Origin of the sequence: Maritalea porphyrae, from assembly GCF_027213965.1 — a bacterium.
Lineage (GTDB): Bacteria > Pseudomonadota > Alphaproteobacteria > Rhizobiales > Devosiaceae > Maritalea > Maritalea porphyrae_A.
On record NZ_JAPWGX010000003.1, the window covers coordinates 66,227 to 85,502 of the forward strand.

14 protein-coding genes are annotated in these 19,276 nt (G+C 50.7%); 9 read left to right on the plus strand and 5 right to left on the minus strand.

Annotation, left to right across the window (positions count from 1 at the left end):
* Positions 1-60 precede the first annotated feature (60 nt).
* Together O4H47_RS09175 and O4H47_RS09180 are read right to left on the minus strand one after the other, a co-directional pair.
* Positions 61-2,406: a peptidase domain-containing ABC transporter gene (locus tag O4H47_RS09175; RefSeq protein WP_269393682.1), complete on the minus strand. Its 2,346-nt coding sequence runs from the start codon at positions 2,404-2,406 to the stop codon at positions 61-63.
* A complete protein-coding gene (locus O4H47_RS09180; protein WP_331283672.1) occupies positions 2,406-4,196 on the minus strand; it encodes an ABC transporter transmembrane domain-containing protein in 1,791 nt (596 codons plus the stop codon). The genes O4H47_RS09175 and O4H47_RS09180 overlap by 1 nt, the downstream gene beginning before the upstream one ends.
* Before the next feature lie 237 nt (positions 4,197-4,433).
* Between O4H47_RS09180 and O4H47_RS09185 the strand changes: the two genes are divergently transcribed.
* Positions 4,434-8,654 (plus strand): beta strand repeat-containing protein, encoded by a 4,221-nt coding sequence (locus O4H47_RS09185; RefSeq protein ID WP_269393684.1) that lies wholly within the window; start codon positions 4,434-4,436, stop codon positions 8,652-8,654.
* Positions 8,655-8,734: 80 nt separating this feature from the next.
* Here the strand turns inward: O4H47_RS09185 and O4H47_RS09190 are convergent, their stop codons facing one another.
* Positions 8,735-9,928 (minus strand): NnrS family protein, encoded by a 1,194-nt coding sequence (locus O4H47_RS09190; RefSeq protein ID WP_269393685.1) that lies wholly within the window; start codon positions 9,926-9,928, stop codon positions 8,735-8,737.
* A gap of 163 nt (positions 9,929-10,091) precedes the next feature.
* On the opposite strand from O4H47_RS09190, the gene O4H47_RS09195 reads away from it, so the two are divergent.
* Entirely contained in the window at positions 10,092-10,784 is a 693-nt protein-coding gene (locus tag O4H47_RS09195; protein ID WP_269393686.1) for a Crp/Fnr family transcriptional regulator, read from the plus strand.
* 16 nt (positions 10,785-10,800) lie between these two features.
* On the opposite strand, the gene O4H47_RS09200 is transcribed toward O4H47_RS09195, so the two are convergent.
* The gene (locus O4H47_RS09200; protein WP_269393687.1) at positions 10,801-10,998 is read right to left on the minus strand and encodes a DUF1858 domain-containing protein; all 198 of its coding nucleotides are present in this window, start codon (positions 10,996-10,998) and stop codon (positions 10,801-10,803) included.
* Between the two features lie 167 nt (positions 10,999-11,165).
* On the opposite strand from O4H47_RS09200, the gene O4H47_RS09205 reads away from it, so the two are divergent.
* From O4H47_RS09205 to O4H47_RS09230, 6 genes are all read left to right on the plus strand, one after another.
* On the plus strand, positions 11,166-11,954 hold the full coding sequence (locus O4H47_RS09205; RefSeq protein ID WP_269393688.1) for an SDR family oxidoreductase: 789 nt from the start codon (positions 11,166-11,168) through the stop codon (positions 11,952-11,954).
* 141 nt (positions 11,955-12,095) lie between these two features.
* Positions 12,096-12,764 (plus strand): response regulator transcription factor, encoded by a 669-nt coding sequence (locus O4H47_RS09210; RefSeq protein WP_269393689.1) that lies wholly within the window; start codon positions 12,096-12,098, stop codon positions 12,762-12,764.
* Positions 12,761-14,146: a sensor histidine kinase gene (locus tag O4H47_RS09215; protein WP_269393690.1), complete on the plus strand. Its 1,386-nt coding sequence runs from the start codon at positions 12,761-12,763 to the stop codon at positions 14,144-14,146. Before O4H47_RS09210 ends, O4H47_RS09215 begins: the two co-directional genes overlap by 4 nt.
* Positions 14,116-15,162, plus strand: coding sequence for an ABC transporter substrate-binding protein (locus O4H47_RS09220; RefSeq protein WP_269393691.1), 1,047 nt, complete (start codon positions 14,116-14,118; stop codon positions 15,160-15,162). Before O4H47_RS09215 ends, O4H47_RS09220 begins: the two co-directional genes overlap by 31 nt.
* A gap of 67 nt (positions 15,163-15,229) precedes the next feature.
* On the plus strand, positions 15,230-16,393 hold the full coding sequence (locus tag O4H47_RS09225; RefSeq protein ID WP_269393692.1) for a winged helix-turn-helix domain-containing protein: 1,164 nt from the start codon (positions 15,230-15,232) through the stop codon (positions 16,391-16,393).
* A 100-nt stretch (positions 16,394-16,493) separates the two neighbouring features.
* Complete coding sequence (locus tag O4H47_RS09230; RefSeq protein ID WP_269393693.1) at positions 16,494-17,435, plus strand: sugar kinase; 942 nt, start codon at positions 16,494-16,496, stop codon at positions 17,433-17,435.
* Positions 17,436-17,457: 22 nt separating this feature from the next.
* Here the strand turns inward: O4H47_RS09230 and O4H47_RS09235 are convergent, their stop codons facing one another.
* A complete protein-coding gene (locus tag O4H47_RS09235) occupies positions 17,458-17,913 on the minus strand; it encodes an Lrp/AsnC family transcriptional regulator (protein WP_269393694.1) in 456 nt (151 codons plus the stop codon).
* 142 nt (positions 17,914-18,055) lie between these two features.
* Between O4H47_RS09235 and O4H47_RS09240 the strand changes: the two genes are divergently transcribed.
* A complete protein-coding gene (locus O4H47_RS09240) occupies positions 18,056-19,270 on the plus strand; it encodes a methionine gamma-lyase (protein WP_269393695.1) in 1,215 nt (404 codons plus the stop codon).
* Positions 19,271-19,276 lie beyond the last annotated feature (6 nt).

The following is a 19,276-nucleotide window of genomic DNA, read 5'->3' on the forward strand; positions in this document are numbered from 1 at the left end:
GGTATCAGATTACTCTTAACGGTGTGTTGTGCGCCGCGTTGAGAAATCAGAAATTGAACCTTAGGCGATCTTTTTATTGAACTCGGCGAGCTGCGGCATGACGCGCTCAGGGGGCCCATTCAAGATCGCTCGACCTTCATGCAGAACGATCACGCGATCAGCCATTTTCATGTGGCTCGGCCGTTGTGTTGTGAACAAAACCGTTGATCTGCCACGTAGATTATCGATATGTGCCATAAACTTTTGATCCGTCTCAAAGTCGATAAAGTTGGCAGGTTCGTCCAAGAAGTAATAGGCGGCCTGTTTTGCGAAGGTGACGACAAGAAGAAGGCGTTGTTTGAGGCTGTCAGACATTTTGCTCAATGTTTCAGTGCGCAGTCGCGTTTCGAGCCCTTCATCAAGGTCAGGGTGATCAAGAGGCACATTGAATTGCGCCATCATGCGTTCGATTTCACTGGTTTCGATAGCTGGATCATTCATTTTCACGTTTTGCTCAATCGAGCCGTAGAAGAAACGCGGCCTATCTTGTTGAAAGCTTATTTCGAACCGCAGTTCGCCCAAATCGAGTTGACGAATGTCCAAATGATCAAACGTAATCGAGCCTGATTGGGCTTTGTATAGACCTGCGAGGAGCTTCAGAAATGTCGATTTTCCGCTACCGCTCGGGCCGGTTATTGCCACAATCTCTCCGGGGGCGATGTTCACATTCAGACCGCGTATGGCAGCGTCTGTGGCCTGCTGATATCTAAATGATAGATCCCTTGTACGTATGTGCCCGTCAAAAGAGCGGCTGATGTTCGGTATGACGCCGGGAGTGCGTTCGGTTTGCAGGCGCATGAGGTTGTTGATCAAGCGCACCGCCTCAATCAAGCGACCAACGCGGCTCAGGCTCATGAACGCGTTTTGCAGCGGTGATAGAATGCGCCAAACGATGGCCATGATTGCAATCAACCCGCCAATGTTTAGATTGCCGTTGATCACTGAAATGGTGCCACAACCCAGCATTACAACGCCTGCATACATCGACAAGGCTTGAGATATGATTTGTACTTTTTGGGAAAAATGTTGGGCCTTGAAGTCAAGCGCGCCGAAACTCGCCGACGCTTTTTCAAATCGGCTTTGCCAAATTTTTTCGCCGCCAACATTGCGAATATCGCGTTGATTGAGGAACAGCTCCATCATGATGTTTTGTTTTTTTGTTTTCGCATCACCGCTTTGCATGGTTTGGCGTTTCGCAATTGGGATGGTGATGGCAGCGAGCACGAGGTACAAAATCACCAATACAACGGGGATGGCGGCAAGCCAGCCACCAATTAGTGCAATTGCGGTAATGAAAATCAATATGAATGGTAGATCGAGAATGGCAGTGCCAAGTGAGCCGATAAACAACTCACGCAGCTTTTCAAATTGTCTCAAGCGCGACAATTGTGCGCCGATTGGTGCGCTTTGGACGAACTGAAACGGCATATACAATAGACGTTCAAAGACCTCGACCGAAAGCGCGCTATCAAACCGTGCGCCAATGTACGCGAGGATTTTGGAACGTAGATTCCGCAATGCAAATTCGGCCAAAATCACAATAGATATTCCGACGACCAGCATTATGAGGCTATCGGAAGATTTTGACGGTATGACATAGCCAAATATGGCCATGATGAATATGGGCACAGCGAGCGCGGCCATGTTGATGCCAAAATTCACGAGAAACAGGCTCATGAAAAGGTTTTTGAAAGACGCGGTCGCCTGCGTTACCCAACCAAATGAGTTTATGTGTCGGATATGCGTTTCAATATCGACCGGGCTGATCAGATATACGGTTTGTGGACGTCCACTACAGGCGTAGGTCTCTTCTTTGCCAGTTGCGCCATTATATAGAACAGCAGTGTTTTCAGAATGGTCGATGGACAAAATAACGGAGACTGTACCGTTGCGGCCATGGTGTATACAGGGCAGCTTTTCGTCTGAAAGCTCCGAGAGGCGAATAGAATGTTTTTCCGCGGCCAAACTTAAGCGCGTGAGGACCGCGCGCATGCTTGCAAGGTCTGCAACTCTTTCGAAATGGGGTAGGGCTTGTACTAAGTGTGTATCATTCCCCGCCCAACCCATGACGGCCAGTAGGACCTGCAAGCAATTACCCGCTGAACTTTCATAGTCAATGCCGGGCCATCTTTCTTTGATGCCAAGTCGCTGTTCAAATTCTGAGAATTGTTGGTCGTCATTGTCGTCTTCAAAGAGCTGAACTTCTGACGACACTTGCACTTGTGGGTTCGTCAGGCTGCGGGCGATTGCTTCCAAGTCGGCAATATTGCCATGGCCGGCGGCAATCCGTGAACGAGCGGCTTTTGTTGCGTCATCAACTTCAGGGATATTCTCAATTTGGGTGTCAGGGGTCTTGATGTCGCTCATTAGCCAGCAGCCTTTTCGTCGACTTTTTGGGCCGCAGGATGGTAAGTTGGAAATTCAAATGGGACCAACTCGCCCTGGCGCAACTGCATGCATGTGTCTGCTATAGATAGGAATGAAGGTCGGTTTGATAGAATGATCATTGTGGTGGAACCGCGTAGCGCTGTCAGACCCCGCTGCAAAAGCTTTTCTGCACGTTGATCAAGCACGGCGTTTGCTTCCTCTAACACGAGTATTTTGGGGCGGCGGGCCAATGCACGTGCAATACATATGCGCTGTTGAAAGCTTGGCGGTAGCATTTCACTTCCACCAGAGCCGAGCAAGGTGTCGTAACCCAATGGTAGATGCTGGATGTCGGCCTCTAGACCGATTAGTCGGGAAGCAGCGCGTGCAGACTGCAGCCCCTCACGGGTGTCAAAAAGCGTGAGGTTTTCAAGGATAGTGCCCTTAAAAATGGCGGTATGCTGAGGAACATATGCGATAGAACTGCTTAGGTCAGCGCCCACAAGTTCTTCAATGCCAATACCGCAAATGCTGAGTGAGCCTGCCGTTGGCGTCGAAACCGCGCGCATTAGCGAGAGCAGTGTACGGTCATCTGGCGCGTTGCCACCTTTAAGCGCAAGGATTTGACCATGGGGAATTTGAATTGAAATAGGGGCGGTGAGCGCATTGTTGCTGCCTTCCCGCAAAAACTGAACGTTTTCTAACTGGATTTCACCAGAAGGCAATTTTACTGGTTCGCGTTCGATGTCCGGTTGATCATTCAATGCAAAAAGCTCATCGACGTTCTTTTTGACCAGATCAAAGTTGCTTAGTTCACCCCAAGTGCGCACAGATCTGACGAGAACTTCCACCGCGCGCCCGCCGAGTAACAAACAACACGCAAGAGCGCCGAATGACAGCGCGCCATTTACAACCAAATAGGCGCCTAAACTGACAATCGTGACCATTGTTGCTGAGGCGAAAACACCACCAAGAGACTGGGTTACACCGTCGATACGTACGGACTTGTGAAATGCAATCGCAATTGCTTCTTGTAAGCGTTCATACCGTCGCATCATCTGTGGTTCGCAGGACATGGTCTTAATGTTCTCAAGACCTGACAATGCCTCAATTACAAAGTCGTACTTTCGACGATCCAAGTCTTGTTGTTCTTCTTGCAGGTGCTGAATTTTGCGGGCTCTGGTCAGCAAGTTGTAAGCGAATACGACAAAGAGGGCGATCACTGCATAAGCAAGTGTGGGGGCAATGATGAACATGGCCCCAAGAAAAATCACGATAAAGGGTAAATCGACAAGCCCCATCCGTGCCGGACCCGCGAACATTTTTGCCGTGGCAGATAGCGCGTTCATACGATCGATATGCGTGCTTGCAGGGTCGCGTTCAATTGTACTGAGTTGTCCTTTGAATACCCGCCGCACGGCCTCTGTTTCCGCTAGATAGTCAATGTGCGCAGCTGACCAACCAGAAATGTGGGAGCGAATGATCTTGAGGGCTGTGTCAATGGCAATTGCCACCATTAGGCCTGCCATGAGATAGCTTAAGGTGGACAATGACTGGTTTGGAATTATCCGATCATAAATCTGCAGAATGACAATTGGCATTCCCAGACCCAAAATGTTGATGATCATTGTGGCTGCAACAATGCGCTTGGGGACGCGGATTAAGTGTGCAAACCAAAGTTTTTGCATGCTCTTTGGTGGGTGCAGTTTTTCATGTATTTGCGCAAACCAGTCCCTCAGTGACACTCGTTGTTTGTCGCCATTCTGAGCATTGGTATCGCTTGAACCCATGTTTATTGTGCCTGCGCTGCTATTATTGCAAAGTATTGATGTGGATTTCCCAGCTACTGTCTTATCCGTCTGTTTGCCTTAATCTTTACTTAACCACGATCAACAAATTGCGGTTTTTATTGGTATTTTTTGGCGCGTTTTTACTGGATTTCCAATTTGGTAACTAGTTTGGGTCATCGGCAATTAATCGGCCTTCTATAAGTTCGCACGTGAAATTCGATCTTGGGAGAAAGCAAAATGGCCGACGAAACAGTGAAACAAGTTGATGTTGCTGCTGAACATGAAGCCGCACGTGCCGAAGATTTGGCACAGCAAAAACCAGCGCAACGTGACGCCTTGGACGCCAATGACTACGATACGGTCGAAGATGCTGCTTTCCGCCAGGACATTTTGAACTCAAATCTGCATTTTGGTGCCGAGTACGGTGCAGAAGGCAACGAGCAAACTGAAGGCACAACGGGTCAAGTTAAAGACGCTGGCGAAGTGCCGGCGTTTGAGAGCCAAATTGTTACTGATTTGGAAGGCGTGACATATAGCGTTGCATCTGCGCCCGAGAACGGAAATGTTGTTGTTGATGAAAACGGGCAGTTTTCTTTTACACCAAGTGCTGAAATGGCGGCATTGCCGGAAGGCGAACTTGCCAATGTGAGCTTTGAAGTTTCGATCACAGCGCCAGACGGCACATCAACCACACAAACAGTTGAGCTTGAGTTGGTTGGTGGCGTAGACGGACCAGATATCCAGCAAGCCGCGGTTGCCGACGACTTATCAGTTGAAACCGGATTTGACGATGCCCAAGGCTTCGCACAGGTGTCAGATATTGATGATCAAGAGCTGTCGGTTGAAGCAGAAACGGCAGAAATTGCGGCCGTGGCTGAGGCTGAAGTCGAGAGTGCGTCAGCCATTGAAGCTGAAACTGACACTGCCACAATAGTGGAAGCGGCATCACCCGAAGACGTAACTGAAGTTGCAGAAATAGTGTCTGAAGTTGCTGAAACAGCAGTTGAGACAATATCGACTACGGCTGAGACAGTTTCAGAAACTGTTGAAAGCACGCAAACAGCAGCCGCTGAGACGACAAGCCAAACGACATCGACGGTGCAGGAGGCTGCTGATCCAACTGTTTCCAGTGTGGTTGAGACTGTCACTGAAACCGCAACGACCGGTACTCAAAGCGCTGCGGAAACCGCATCCACAACGGTTGAGACCGTGTCAGAGACTGTTGAGAGCACGCAAACAGCAACCGCAGAGACAACTGGTCAAACGACATCGACGGTGCAGGAGGCTGCTGATCCAACTGTTTCCAGTGTGGTTGAGACTGTCACTGAAACCGCAACGACCGGTACTCAAAGCGCTGCGGAAACCGCATCCACAACAGCTGAGACCGTGTCAGAGACTGTTGAGAGCACGCAAACAGCAACCGCTGAGACAACTGGTCAAACAACATCGACAGTGCAAGAGGCTGCTGATCCGACTGTTTCCAGTGTGGTAGAGACTGTCACTGAAACCACAACGAGCGGCACTCAAAGTGCTGCGGAAGCCGCATCCACAACAGCTGAGACCGTGTCAGAGACTGTGGAGAGCACGCAAACAGCCGCAGCTGACACGACTGCTCAAACCACATCGACGGTGCAAGAGGCAGCTGATCAAAATCCAGCTGGTCAACAATCAGCAGAGCCAGTGGCAACACAAACGACAAGCGAACAAGTCGACAATTCTGGCGACGATAGAATTATTGGTACTTCAGGCAACGATACGATCAATGCTGGCGACGGTAATGACCGCGTTTCTGGCGGTACTGGCAATGATACGATCAACGCTGGCGACGGTAATGACCGTGTTTCTGGCGGCGCCGGTGACGATACCATCAACGCAGGCGATGGTAATGACCGGGTTTCTGGCGGTGCCGGTAATGATACGATTAACGCCGGTGACGGCAACGACCGTGTTTCTGGCGGAGCCGGTGATGACACGATCAACGCTGGTGACGGTAACGATGTGGTATCCGGCGGCGCAGGCAACGATACGATCAATGCTGGCGACGGTAACGATCGAGTAAGCGGCGGTGCTGGTGATGACACCATCAATGCTGGCGACGGTAATGACCGCGTTTCTGGCGGAGCTGGTGACGACACCATCGACGCAGGCGACGGTAACGATGTTGTGTCAGGCGGAACGGGCAACGATACGATTAATGCTGGCGATGGTAACGACCGTGTTTCTGGCGGTGCTGGTGATGACACGATTAACGCTGGTGACGGCAACGATGTTGTGTCAGGCGGCGCGGGCAACGATACGATCAATGCTGGCGACGGTAATGACCGCGTTTCTGGCGGAGCTGGTGATGACACCATCGACGCAGGCGACGGTAACGATGTTGTGTCAGGTGGCGCAGGCAATGATACGATTGATGCTGGCGACGGTAACGACCGTGTTTCTGGCGGCGCAGGCGACGATACGATCAATGCAGGCGATGGCAATGACCGTGTAAGCGGCGGTGCTGGTGACGACACGATCAACGCTGGCGACGGTAACGATGTGGTATCCGGCGGCGCAGGCAATGATACGATTGATGCTGGCGACGGTAACGACCGTGTTTCTGGTGGTGCTGGTGATGACACCATCAATGCAGGTGACGGCAATGATGTTGTGTCTGGCGGTGCAGGCAACGATACGATCAACGCTGGCGACGGCAACGACCGCGTAAGCGGTGGTGCCGGTGACGACACGATCAACGCTGGTGACGGCAACGACCGTGTAAGTGGTGGTGCTGGTGACGATACGATCAATGCTGGCGACGGTAACGATGTTGTGTCAGGTGGCGCGGGCAACGATACGATCAACGCCGGTGACGGTAACGATCGTGTAAGCGGCGGTGCTGGTGATGACACCATCAATGCTGGCGACGGTAATGACCGCGTTTCTGGCGGAGCTGGTGACGACACCATCGACGCAGGCGACGGTAACGATGTTGTGTCAGGCGGAACGGGCAACGATACGATTAATGCTGGCGATGGTAACGACCGTGTTTCTGGCGGTGCTGGTGATGACACGATTAACGCTGGTGACGGCAACGATGTTGTGTCAGGCGGCGCGGGCAACGATACGATCAATGCTGGCGACGGTAATGACCGCGTTTCTGGCGGAGCTGGTGATGACACCATCGACGCAGGCGACGGTAACGATGTTGTGTCAGGTGGCGCAGGCAATGATACGATTGATGCTGGCGACGGTAACGACCGTGTTTCTGGCGGCGCAGGCGACGATACGATCAATGCAGGCGATGGCAATGACCGTGTAAGCGGCGGTGCTGGTGACGACACGATCAACGCTGGCGACGGTAACGATGTGGTATCCGGCGGCGCAGGCAATGATACGATTGATGCTGGCGACGGTAACGACCGTGTTTCTGGTGGTGCTGGTGATGACACCATCAATGCAGGTGACGGCAATGATGTTGTGTCTGGCGGTGCAGGCAACGATACGATCAACGCTGGCGACGGCAACGACCGCGTAAGCGGTGGTGCCGGTGACGACACGATCAACGCTGGTGACGGCAACGACCGTGTAAGTGGTGGTGCTGGTGACGATACGATCAATGCTGGCGACGGTAACGATGTTGTGTCAGGTGGCGCGGGCAACGATACGATCAACGCCGGTGACGGTAACGATCGTGTAAGCGGCGGTGCTGGTGATGACACCATCAATGCTGGCGATGGCAATGATGTTGTGTCCGGCGGCGCAGGCAACGATACGATCAACGCTGGCGACGGTAATGATCGTGTTTCTGGCGGAGCTGGTGACGATACGATTAACGCTGGTGACGGTAACGACCGTGTAAGCGGCGGCGCTGGTGATGACACCATCAATGCTGGGGATGGCAATGATGTTGTGTCAGGAGGCGCGGGCAACGATACAATTGATGCTGGTGACGGTAATGACCGCGTAAGCGGCGGTGCCGGAGATGACACGATTAACGCTGGCGACGGCAATGATGTTGTGTCAGGCGGCGCGGGCAACGATACGATTGATGCTGGCGACGGTAACGACCGTGTTTCTGGCGGAGCTGGTGACGATACGATTAATGCTGGTGACGGCAATGATGTTGTGTCAGGCGGTGCGGGCAACGATGTTATTACAGGCGGAGCCGGAGATGATCAGTTGCACGGTGGAGCTGGTGATGACGTCTTCTTGTTTTCCGCGGGCGACGGTAATGATGTTGTCCACGGCGGCACAGGCGCAGATTGGACTGACAGCATTGCACTAACAGGCGGCTCCGACGGTGGCGGCGAGTCCGTTGGGGCGATGGGTGCAGATTGGACCGTGACTGTGACAAGTGGTGAAATCATATCGGTGGATGAAGGCGAGATGATCTTTAGCCAAGATTCAAGTGGCACAATTGATTTCTCTGACGGCGGATCTATCGACTTTGACGGTATTGAGAGCTTGTCTTGGTAAGTTTTCACCATTGATCTGATTGGAAATTGCGTTGGGCGCGACCAAAAATGGTTGCGCCTAAACTTTGTCTAGGCATTGTTTTATGTACGACGAGCCAGCAGAAGTTTGGGTGCGTAAAAGACTGCAAAGCTGAAGAATGCAAGGCACCAGCCAAACTGTGCCACTCGCAAAAGAATTTGGTTGAAATCTCCGAAGACTTCCAAAGCCGCAAGGATTCTAATGATTGATGCGAGTAAAATCAGGGTAAAAGACAATTGCGCGCCAAAATCTGCTTGAAGCTTATGGCCAGTATGGCCGCGTGTCGCGCGCACCATAATGCCCAAAACCATAGAACCAAACCCTCCCATGCCAATTGCATGTACACCGGCGGCAGAGCTGACTAAGTCAGGCCAAAGAATGTTCACGCCGAGAAGCAAGAAGCCAATTGGCAAGAACAGATAGCCGGCGTGCAAAATGACAAGAAGATAGCTCGCAAGGGCGCGATCACCGGTCCATCTTATTAGGCGCCAAAAGTTGGCAATTGCCGTTGCTAAGAATAGATATCCAACACCTGTGTTTTCAGGTGCAATTACCCATCCGACAAGCGTTAGAACAGACAGCACCAGAATCGCTGCGTCATGTTTGTTAAATGGTGTTGGCAAGCGACCGGGTGTTAGTTTTGCGAGCCAGTTTCGGGTAAAACTTGGGATGACGCGACCGCCGATCAGCATTACAAGCAGAGTGATTGCGGCAATGGCGATGCGTCTTGAAATGTCAGCGCTTCCGAACAGGTGCACTTCAATATAGAATGCTAAGTGCCCAAGGGCCAATGCACCGATGAGGATCAATACCCTAAGATTGCGCCAGTTCTTGCCCGAAACTATTTCGATGGCTGCTGCCCCAAAGAAGATAAAGAGGAATGCGCAATCAACGATGCCCGTGATTGTTAGGCCAAAATATGCAGAAAAGTTGAACGCAACTCGTCCAGCCACCCATATCAAAACCAAAAGCATGAGTGGGACGCCTTTGACTGGCAGACGGCCGGTCCAATTGGGGATTGCCGTTAACAAGAACCCAGCAATTATGGCTGGTAAGACGCCAAACAATAACTCGTGGATGTGCCAGTCAGCAGCGTCCACCAAGACAGGGAGCTCTACTTCTGCTAGATAAAATGGCAACCAAAACAAAATGTTGAGAGCTGCGTAAAGCGCACCCAAAAAGAAAAATGGTCGAAAGCCGTAAGACCAAAAGGCTGGAATTTGCGTTGGCCGCGCTTGGACTTTGTCGTGTAACATTTTATCTCGCTTGAAATTGAGAATTGTCGTTGTTCATCGACAGGCTATTGGGTTGCCTAAGCGCGATGCCTATTGTCGTTTCACCTGTTTGTAGTCTGTCGTTTGGTCGAAATGTTTGCTAAAGATCAAATTGAATGAAATTTGTTGAGTGGCGAAGTCATCTATGTTGAAAGTCGATCCCACCCTGATCAAGGATCTTAAGGCGTTTTCTGGCCTGGAAATGGCTGAACTTGAACTTATGCTTGGTGAAGCGCAGTCGAGTTATTTCGCTAAAGGCGATGCCTTTTTCAGAGAAGGTGAAAGAGCAACACGTTTTTTTGTTTTGCTCGATGGATACTTGCAGGTTGTGCGCACCACGGAAAACGGTGAGCAAGTCATCATGCGCCATTTTGCGCCGGGTGAGGTGTTTGGTATTGCGCCTGCGCTTCAGCGAGAGACCTACCCAGCAAATGCGATTGCCGTTGCCGATTGCGTGGCGCTGCATTGGCCAAATAAATGCTGGGAAGATTTTGCGAGCCGTGTGCCACGTTTTTTAAAGAACGCGCATGGCGCTGTCGGGGAGCGGTTGAACGCTTCGCAAGACAGAATCATAGAAATGGCCACTGAGCAGGTGGAGCGACGTGTTGCGCGCGCAGTCGTTAGATTGGTGAACCAAGCCGGCAAAAAAACAGAACATGGGATAAGGATCGATATTCCTGTTTCACGACAGGACATAGCCGAGATGACCGGAACAACGCTGCATACAGTCAGTCGTATCTTTAGTGCTTGGGCAAGCCTTGGATTGGTTGAAGTGGGACGGCAAAAAATTGAAGTGTTATCTGCACACAAGCTGGTAACAATTGCTGAAGGGCATTAGTGCGAATTTGTGCTATTTAGGCGTTGATGAGTTCGTCAATGAATTGAGATTTGTCCAAATTATATTCGCGGCACGCATCATCAATTGTGTGAAAACTGGCTATTGGGCAACCAACGCAAAGCATTTTGTGACGCAAAAAAACGGTAACGGAGTTCGGCCAGCGTTGCATTATTTCGTGAAGGCTCAATTCTGGCCCAATAGTGTCTTGAGGCATTGTGATTCCATTTCGCGGTGAATGCGAATACGATTGATCCATCGGAATCTAAACTAGTTGTTCACAAAAGAGTTTCTTTGCGCTTGCACAAACATGATGAAAGAGTGTTGCTTGGCGTTGCTGGTTTGGGCAACGATTTGAGAAGTTGGCGAGAGGTTGAGTGAAATATGGAATTAGGTTTGGCAAACAAAAAGGCTCTAGTATTGGCGTCTAGCCAAGGCTTGGGGCTTTCAGTTGCAACGGCTTTGGTGCAAGAGGGTGCTCATGTGATGATCTGTGGTCGATCTGCAGATAAATTGGCTGAAGTTGCAGGCCAATTGACGGCTCAAGGGCCCGGAAAAGCTGACTTTGCTGTGGTTGATTTATCCGTTAAGTCGGCAGCGCAAGATCTTTATGCGAATGCAAAGGCAAAACTAGGACGGGTTGATATTTTGGTCAATAACACAGGTGGGCCGCCTCCGGGGGCTACAACGACACCTGACGCTGATGTATGGCGCACCTATTTCGATACAATGATTTTGCGCGTGATCGAAGTTACAAACCTTTGTTTGCCAGATATGCAGGCGAACAATTGGGGGCGGGTTTTAACCATTGCTTCTTCTGGCGTTGAACAGCCTATACCAAATTTGGCTATGTCAAATACGCTGCGTTCCTCCCTCGTTGGGTGGAGTAAGTCTTTGGCAAATGAAGTTGGTCAATTTGGGATCACCGCGAACATGCAATTGCCCGGACGTATTCATACCGCGCGTTTGGACCAACTTGATGGCGGGAATGCTGAGCGTTCAGGGCGCACGATCGAAGAAGTTCGCGCACAAAATGAAGCGCAGATTCCTGTCGGACGGTACGGACGAACTGAAGAATTTGGAGAATTAGCCGCGTTTCTGGTTTCGGAGCGCGCTAGTTACGTAAATGGTTCAGTGATCAGATGTGACGGTGGCGCTACCGTCGGGATCTAGTTTTTGAAGCGGCGGCCGCTGGTGAATATATTTCATAGGTCCTTGGTTGTTAACAGCTTTTGGCTATTGGTCGCCCTTTCAAATTGGTCCGAAGTATGACACTATTTAAATAGTGTTTTTGTCAGAAGATGAGGCGTTACGTTGCGGTTTTTGTTGGTAGAGGACAATATGCAATTGGCCAAAGCGCTTAAAGAGCGCTTCGCTTTAGAAGGGCACGTTGTCGACCACGCAAAAGACTTAGGCGATGCTGCAACAAGCACGTCGACCGTTGCATATGATTTAATTCTGTTGGACATAATGTTGCCCGATGGTGATGGGCGATCTTTCCTTAAAACCCATCGTAGTAAAGCCGAACGTACACCCGTAATTGTGCTGACGGCCCGCTCTGAGGTTTCGGATCGTGTTGGTCTGCTTGATTTGGGAGCGGACGACTATATCACCAAACCCTTTGATTTCGCTGAATTGGAAGCTCGATGTCGTGCGGTGTTGCGGCGGCAAGGGGGCAGTGTAAATAATGCCCGTGAGTTTGCCGATTTGGTGTTTGATCCAACAACAGGAAGCTTAAAGGTAGCTGGTGAGGAACGGTCTCTGCGGAACCGAGAGCTGCGCTTGCTTGAGGTTTTTTTCGGCTCGCCAGGGCAGATCTTTTCAAAAACCTATTTGATGGACCGCCTGTTTTCGTTTGATGACGAAGTGTCGGAAAATGCGATTGAAGTTTATGTTGGCCGGCTGCGCAAAAAGCTTGATGGTTCACAGGCAAGAATTGAGACAGTGCGCGGTCTTGGCTATCGAATGATGCAGCAATCATGATCAGATTTTTGGCGACGACCTCAATTCGCCGACGGCTCGTTGTTCAGCTCTCGGTCATGGCCGCCTTGCTTTCAATTGTGTTTTTTGTTGCGGTTCGCTCCATAGCGGAACAAGCCGCGGCGGATACGCAAGACAACATTCTTGCCGCATCAGCAACATCGATAGCCGACGCACTCTATTCTGAGCGGGGGCAGGTGCGGGTGGAATTGCCTTATTCTGCTTTGTCTATGCTCGGCACAATCTCCGAAGATCGTGTGTTTTATCGTGTTGTTGCTGATGACGAAACGGTAACAGGATATGGTGATTTGGCCGTTCCCGATGTTCCTGCTCGTCAGCGTGTTGCTCAATTTGTCACAAGCGAATATCGGGGAGAAGAGGTGCGCGTTGTTTCTTTGGCGCGGGCCGTTAGCAATGGTGAGCGAGCGGCGGACGTGCGCATTATAATTGCGCAAACACGGCGTGGTTTGGCCGTTATTTCGTCACAAATCACGTCAACCGCAATGGCTGTGGCAATTGGATTCTTCCTCATGGCCACGGCGTTGAGTTTGTTGGCTGCGCAGAGCGCGGTTGCGCCTTTGAAAAAACTGGCGCAATCGGTAACGCGTCGCGGGCCAAAAGATCTTCGTCCAGTTGTCACAAAAACGCCGGGTGAATTGGTGCCATTGGTTGATGCACTTAACAACTTCATGATGCGCTTGCGGGCATCTCTAACGCGGTCTGAAGAGTTTATTGCTGAAGCGGCGCACCGGGTGCGCACACCCTTAGCTACCGTGCGTACACAAGCAGAAGTCGTTTATCGCCAAATGGAAAAACCGGCAAATCGCAAAGCCTTGCGTGAGATGATCCGCGCGGTCGATGAAAGCTCTCGCTCGGCCGGCCAACTACTTGACCATGCAATGGTGACGTTTCGCACGGATCAGCTTGAACGCGACGAGATTGATTTGTGCAAGTTGGCTGCGGAAACTTGCGAACGCCTTCAACCCACGGCCGAACTCAAGGATATTGAAATCATCCGCGAACTGGTGGCTGAGCGGGCGATGATTTTTGGCGACAATATTCTGCTGCAAAATGCGGTGCGCAATATTTTGGACAACGCTATCAAATATTCGCCTGCTGAGAGTTCAATTGTTGTGCGGGTAACCCAAGATGATGACACGATAAAACTGTCGGTAACGGACCAAGGGCGGGGGTTTGCCAATGCGGACTTGGGCAAACTCACCGCTCGGTTTTCTCGCGGTGTAAATGTGGATGATATTGTTGGGTCCGGTTTGGGGCTAACCATCGCCGATGAGGTCGTGCGCGCGCATAATGGCCAATTGCGCGTTGAATCTAATAAGGAAGGTGTTGGTGCATGCGTCGTTCTTGTGTTCAAACGGTCTTAGCTAGTTTATTCACTTTCGTTTCGCTTGTTTTTTGCGCACAAGCATTTGAAATTGAAGCTCAAAAGCGATATCCGGTTGCGGGAGCTCAGCGCACGATATCGATATTGTCGACGGCGGATATAGCGGTTTTTGAGCCGATCATTCTCGCATTTCAGCTTGCAAATCCGGACATTAGTATCAATTACGTCACCTCAGGTAGTACCGAGGTGATGAAGGCGATTTATGAGGAAGGCGCGCAGTTCGACCTGGTCATTTCTTCTGCAATGGATTTGCAAACAAAGCTCGCCAATGACGGGTTTGCCCTTGACTATTCATCAGAAGCAACAGCTTCACTGCCCAGTTGGGCAAAGTGGAGGAACCAGCTTTTTGGCTTCACTCAAGAGCCGGCGGTCATGGTAATTTCAGAGGCGGCTTTTGCCAATTTGGACGTGCCGCGGACACGACAGGAATTGATTGAAACACTGCGCGACAATCCTGAGACATTTGCGGGACGTGTTGGCACATATGATGTGCGCACATCAGGGTTGGGGTATTTGTTTGCCACTCAAGATTCTCGAAATACTGAGAGCTTTTGGCGGCTTACTGAAGTGATGGGGCGGTTAGACGCGCAGCTCTATTGTTGTTCTGGCGGCATGATTGCTGATGTTGCTTCAGGCAAACTTGCGTTGGCCTACAATGTTTTAGGCAGCTATGCGGAGAGCCAGCTGCAGGGCACCGATGGCCTGAAGATTGTGCCGCTCGACGACTTTGTGGGGGTGATGTTGCGCACCGCACTTATTCCTAAAGGTGCCAAACAGGCCGAGGGAGCTGGTCGGATGATTGACTTTTTGGCGCGGCTTCGCACGCATCCTGAACTGACCGCCGCCACCGGCTTGCCGCCTATTGTGGAGCAGACACAGCTTTCAGGTACGGTGCTTCGGCCAATTCGTTTGGGCCCGGGGCTGTTGGTCTTTCTAGATCAGTTGCGCCGCGAAACATTTCTGCGCAGTTGGACCAGTTCGATCAAGCAAAACTAGCAACTTTGCACTTGCACGTGTTCCTTATATGTTCCAGTCTTGTCCTGGGAAACTGATAGGGTGATCGATGCGAAAAATCAGCAACAAACAGGCACGTTGGTTCTGGCTGAACAAGAATTTGTTGGCAAAGCCGCCACTGGGCCGTTTCGACCTGTTGCAAACGGTCAAAGATCTTGGATTTGTACAGATTGATACGATCCAGAATGTTGCGCGGGCGCACCATCACATTTTGTGGAGCCGTAACCAGTGCTATCGCTCGAGAATGATCGACCAGCATTTGGGGCGCTCGGGTGATCTGTTCGAGCATTTCACGCATGATGCCTCTATGATTCCTAGTGACTTTTTTCCCATGTGGCGGCGGCGTTTTGATCAGATGGAAGCACGGGTTAAGAAATATTATTCTGACGGCAAGGTGCTGGACCCAAAAGAGCATCAGTTGCTCTTAGATCGCATCGCGCAAGAGGGACCTTTGTCCACTGAAGCGTTTGATTCAAAAATTGAAGGTGAAAAGGCGATGTGGGTGCGGCCTCCGCACAAGAGTATGCTCGATTATCTTTGGTATTCTGGAGTGTTGACCACCTCGCACCGCGAAAAGTTTCGGAAGTATTATGATTTAACGGATCGGGTGATCTCAAAGCAGTTGCTTGACACCAAACTGGATGAACATGAACAGATTGACTGGTTATGTGAGGCTGCCCTGCGGCGGCTTGGTGTGGCCAATCTGAGCGAAATCCGGAAATTTTGGGAGGCAGTTAGTCCAAAGGAAGTGAAAGCTTGGGCAGAAAGCGCTGGTCTTGAAACTGTCGAGGTGCAAGGGGCTGACGGGGATTGGACCGAGGCGTTTGCATTTGGCGATGTCGAGCAAGAATTGGCCGCGTTGGTGAAGCCAACATCTCGATTGCGCATCATCAACCCATTTGACCCAACGATCCGGGATCGGACAAGACTAAAACGTCTATTTGGGTTTGACTACACGATCGAGATATTTGTGCCGGCGGCAAAACGAAAATGGGGATATTACGTTTACCCACTGCTGCAAAACGATCGATTTGTTGGGCGGATCGAACTGAAAGCGGACCGCAAGAAAAAACAGTTGCAGGTGATTGCCTTTTGGAAAGAAGAAAAGGTCAAATGGGGCAAAGCGCGCTTTGATGCGTTGGAAAAAGAACTGGCGCAGTTCGCAAAATTCGGCGGCGTCGACGAAGTAGTTTGGCTGTGCGCGCGTTCCTAAATCGGTAAGTTCTATCTCATTGGACTGATATTGGTATCTTTGACTGGCTCCCATCACTAGATTGCGCTAGGAAACGAGCAAGCAAGTGCGGAGAATACCTGTGGCAAAATCAGTTGTATGTGTCGGCGAAGTTATGTTGGAGTTGTCCGGCCTGCAACCGAATGGTTCTGCCAGATTTGGCTTTGGTGGCGACACCGCGAATACGGCGATTTATCTGTCGCGATTGTTGGGCGAAGCTGCCAAAGTTGGGTATTTGACCCGCCTGGGGCAGGGGCCATTTGCGCGCAACTTGGCAACCGCATTGGATGATGAGCGGGTGTTTCTTTCGCCATATGCGCAAACAGAAGCTGGTACGCCAGGACTTTATGCCATTAGCACCGACAGTGTGGGAGAACGATCATTTACCTATTGGCGTAGCGAAGCTGCTGTCCGGCACCTGCTGACGGGGGAATTCGCTGATCGAGAAGTTGAATTTCTATTCGACTTTGACGTGCTTTATTTATCGGGCATTACCTTGGCGGTTCTTAGTGACGATGGGCGTGCGCGATTGCTTGATGTCATTGAAACTTTTGCATCTAGGGGGCTGGAGGTGATGTTCGACGTGAACTATCGCCCCCATCTTTGGCAAAGCCATTCACCCCACGTCAATGTGCCATCTTTGATGGGGCGGGTGATTGCTGCTTCAACAATTGTAAAAATCGGGCAAGATGAGGGAGCGGCGGTGTTTGATACGAAAACTGTTACGCAAACTATTGAACGGCTTTCGGAACTTGGTGAGGCAGCCTTAGTGGTAACGGACGGGGCGGCCCGCATCACTGTTTACGCTGATGGAAATACAGACAGCATTGAGTTTGATACTGTTGCAAGAGTAATTGATGCGACTGCTGCTGGTGACAGTTTCAGTGCTGGATTGCTGGCGGCGCGGCTAGCGGGTGCCAGTCTTCAAGAGAGTGCGAAGGCGGGTCAACAACTTGCCGCGCGGGTGATCCAGTTTCCCGGTGCAATCATACCGCGCGATCAGATGCCAACCTTAAATCGCTGATTTTGGCGCCTAGATACTAACTCTAAACCGCTGGGAACACATTGATCCGTTTGACCTCGCCGTAGGCAAAGCTCGTTTCAATTGCTGCGACGCCTGGGATTTTATGGACCTTTTTGCGGGTGAACCGTTCATAGTCTTCAAGACTGGCCACCACAACGCGCATCAAATAGTCCCAATCACCGGTCATGAGATGGCATTCAAGGATTTCGTCAATTGTTTGAATGGCGTGCTCGAAGCCTTTGACGGCATCTTCAGTATGATGCTGCAGTTTGATTCTCACAAAAACAGTAACTGGCAGTCCATAGTCGTTTTGGTCGACAATGGCGCAATAGCCTTTGATTATGCCACTTTTTTCAAGGTTCTTCAGTCGCCGTAGACAAGGGGAAGGCGACAGATTTACCCGTTCTGCCAGCTCTTGATTGGTTAGGCGACCATTGGCTTGCAATTGACGAATGATCTTTTGGTCGGTTTTGTCCAATTTTATCTCCATTGAGCAATATTCTGCCAATCTAGCATAGTTCTTAGGCAAACAAAGCCAGAAAATTCCCTTCGAAAAGCAGTATTATAAAAGTTAAGGATGGCGCAGTTGCCGCCATGTCACTGTTTTGGAGGTACGCGAAATGAAAGATGATGCATTGGGTCGCCCGCTAGGGTTTTCGACAAGAGCGATTCATCACGGTTATGATCCACTAGATGAAGAGGGTGCACTCACGCCACCGCTTCACCTCACTTCTACGTTCGCGTTTGAAAGTGCGGAGCACGGTGGCAACATCTTTGCTGGTGAGCAGCCGGGTCATGTTTATTCGCGTATCTCCAATCCAACCTGTGACTTGCTAGAGCGCCGTATTGCCATCTTAGAGGGCGCTGAGGCGGCTTTGGCCAACGCGTCGGGCATGGGTTCCATCACATCTGTGATGTGGACGTTTCTTGCGCCAGGTGATGAGTTGATTTGCGACGAAACCCTTTACGGGTGCACCTTTGCTTTCTTCACGCATGGTTTGGCCAAGTTCGGAATTAAAATCACTCATGTGGATATGACCAATCCCGAAAACGTGCGGGCTGCAATCAGCGACAAAACGAAAATCGTTTACTTTGAAACAGTTGCAAACCCGAATATGCGTTTGGTCGATGTGGCCGCTGTTTCTGATATTGCACATGAACATGGCGCAAAGGTTGTTGTTGATAGCACCTACACCACACCCTATTTGATGCGCCCAATTGAGATGGGTGCCGATATCGTTGTGCATTCTGCGACCAAATATTTGGGTGGTCATGGTGACGTGATTGCAGGCATGGTTGCAGGTTCACTTGAAGATATCACCCAAATTCGTGTCGTGGGCATGAAAGATATGACAGGTGCAGTTATGGCGCCATTCAATGCGATGTTGATTTTGCGCGGCATTAAGACATTGCAATTGCGCATGGAACGCCATTGCGCCAATGCCATGAAAGTGGCGCGTGCGCTTGAAGCGCACCCAATGGTGTCAGAGGTTTACTTCCCGGGCCTAGAGAGCTTTCCGCAGCACGAACTTGCAAAGCGGACCATGAAAGACTTTGGCGGCATGATTGCTTTTGAAGTAGTTGGTGGAATTGAGGCAGGTAAGTCAACAATGAACCAGCTCAAAATGATCAAGCGCGCGGTGAGCCTTGGCGACGCTGAAACGCTGATCCAACATCCTGCAAGTATGACGCACTCAACCTATACGCCTGAAGAGCGGGCAAAGCACTTGATCAGTGAGGGTTTGGTCCGCATGTCTGTTGGCCTTGAAGAGCCAGATGACATTATTGCAGATCTGATGCAAGCACTGCCTGTGGCAGAAGAAAAAGTCGCTTAACGGCTC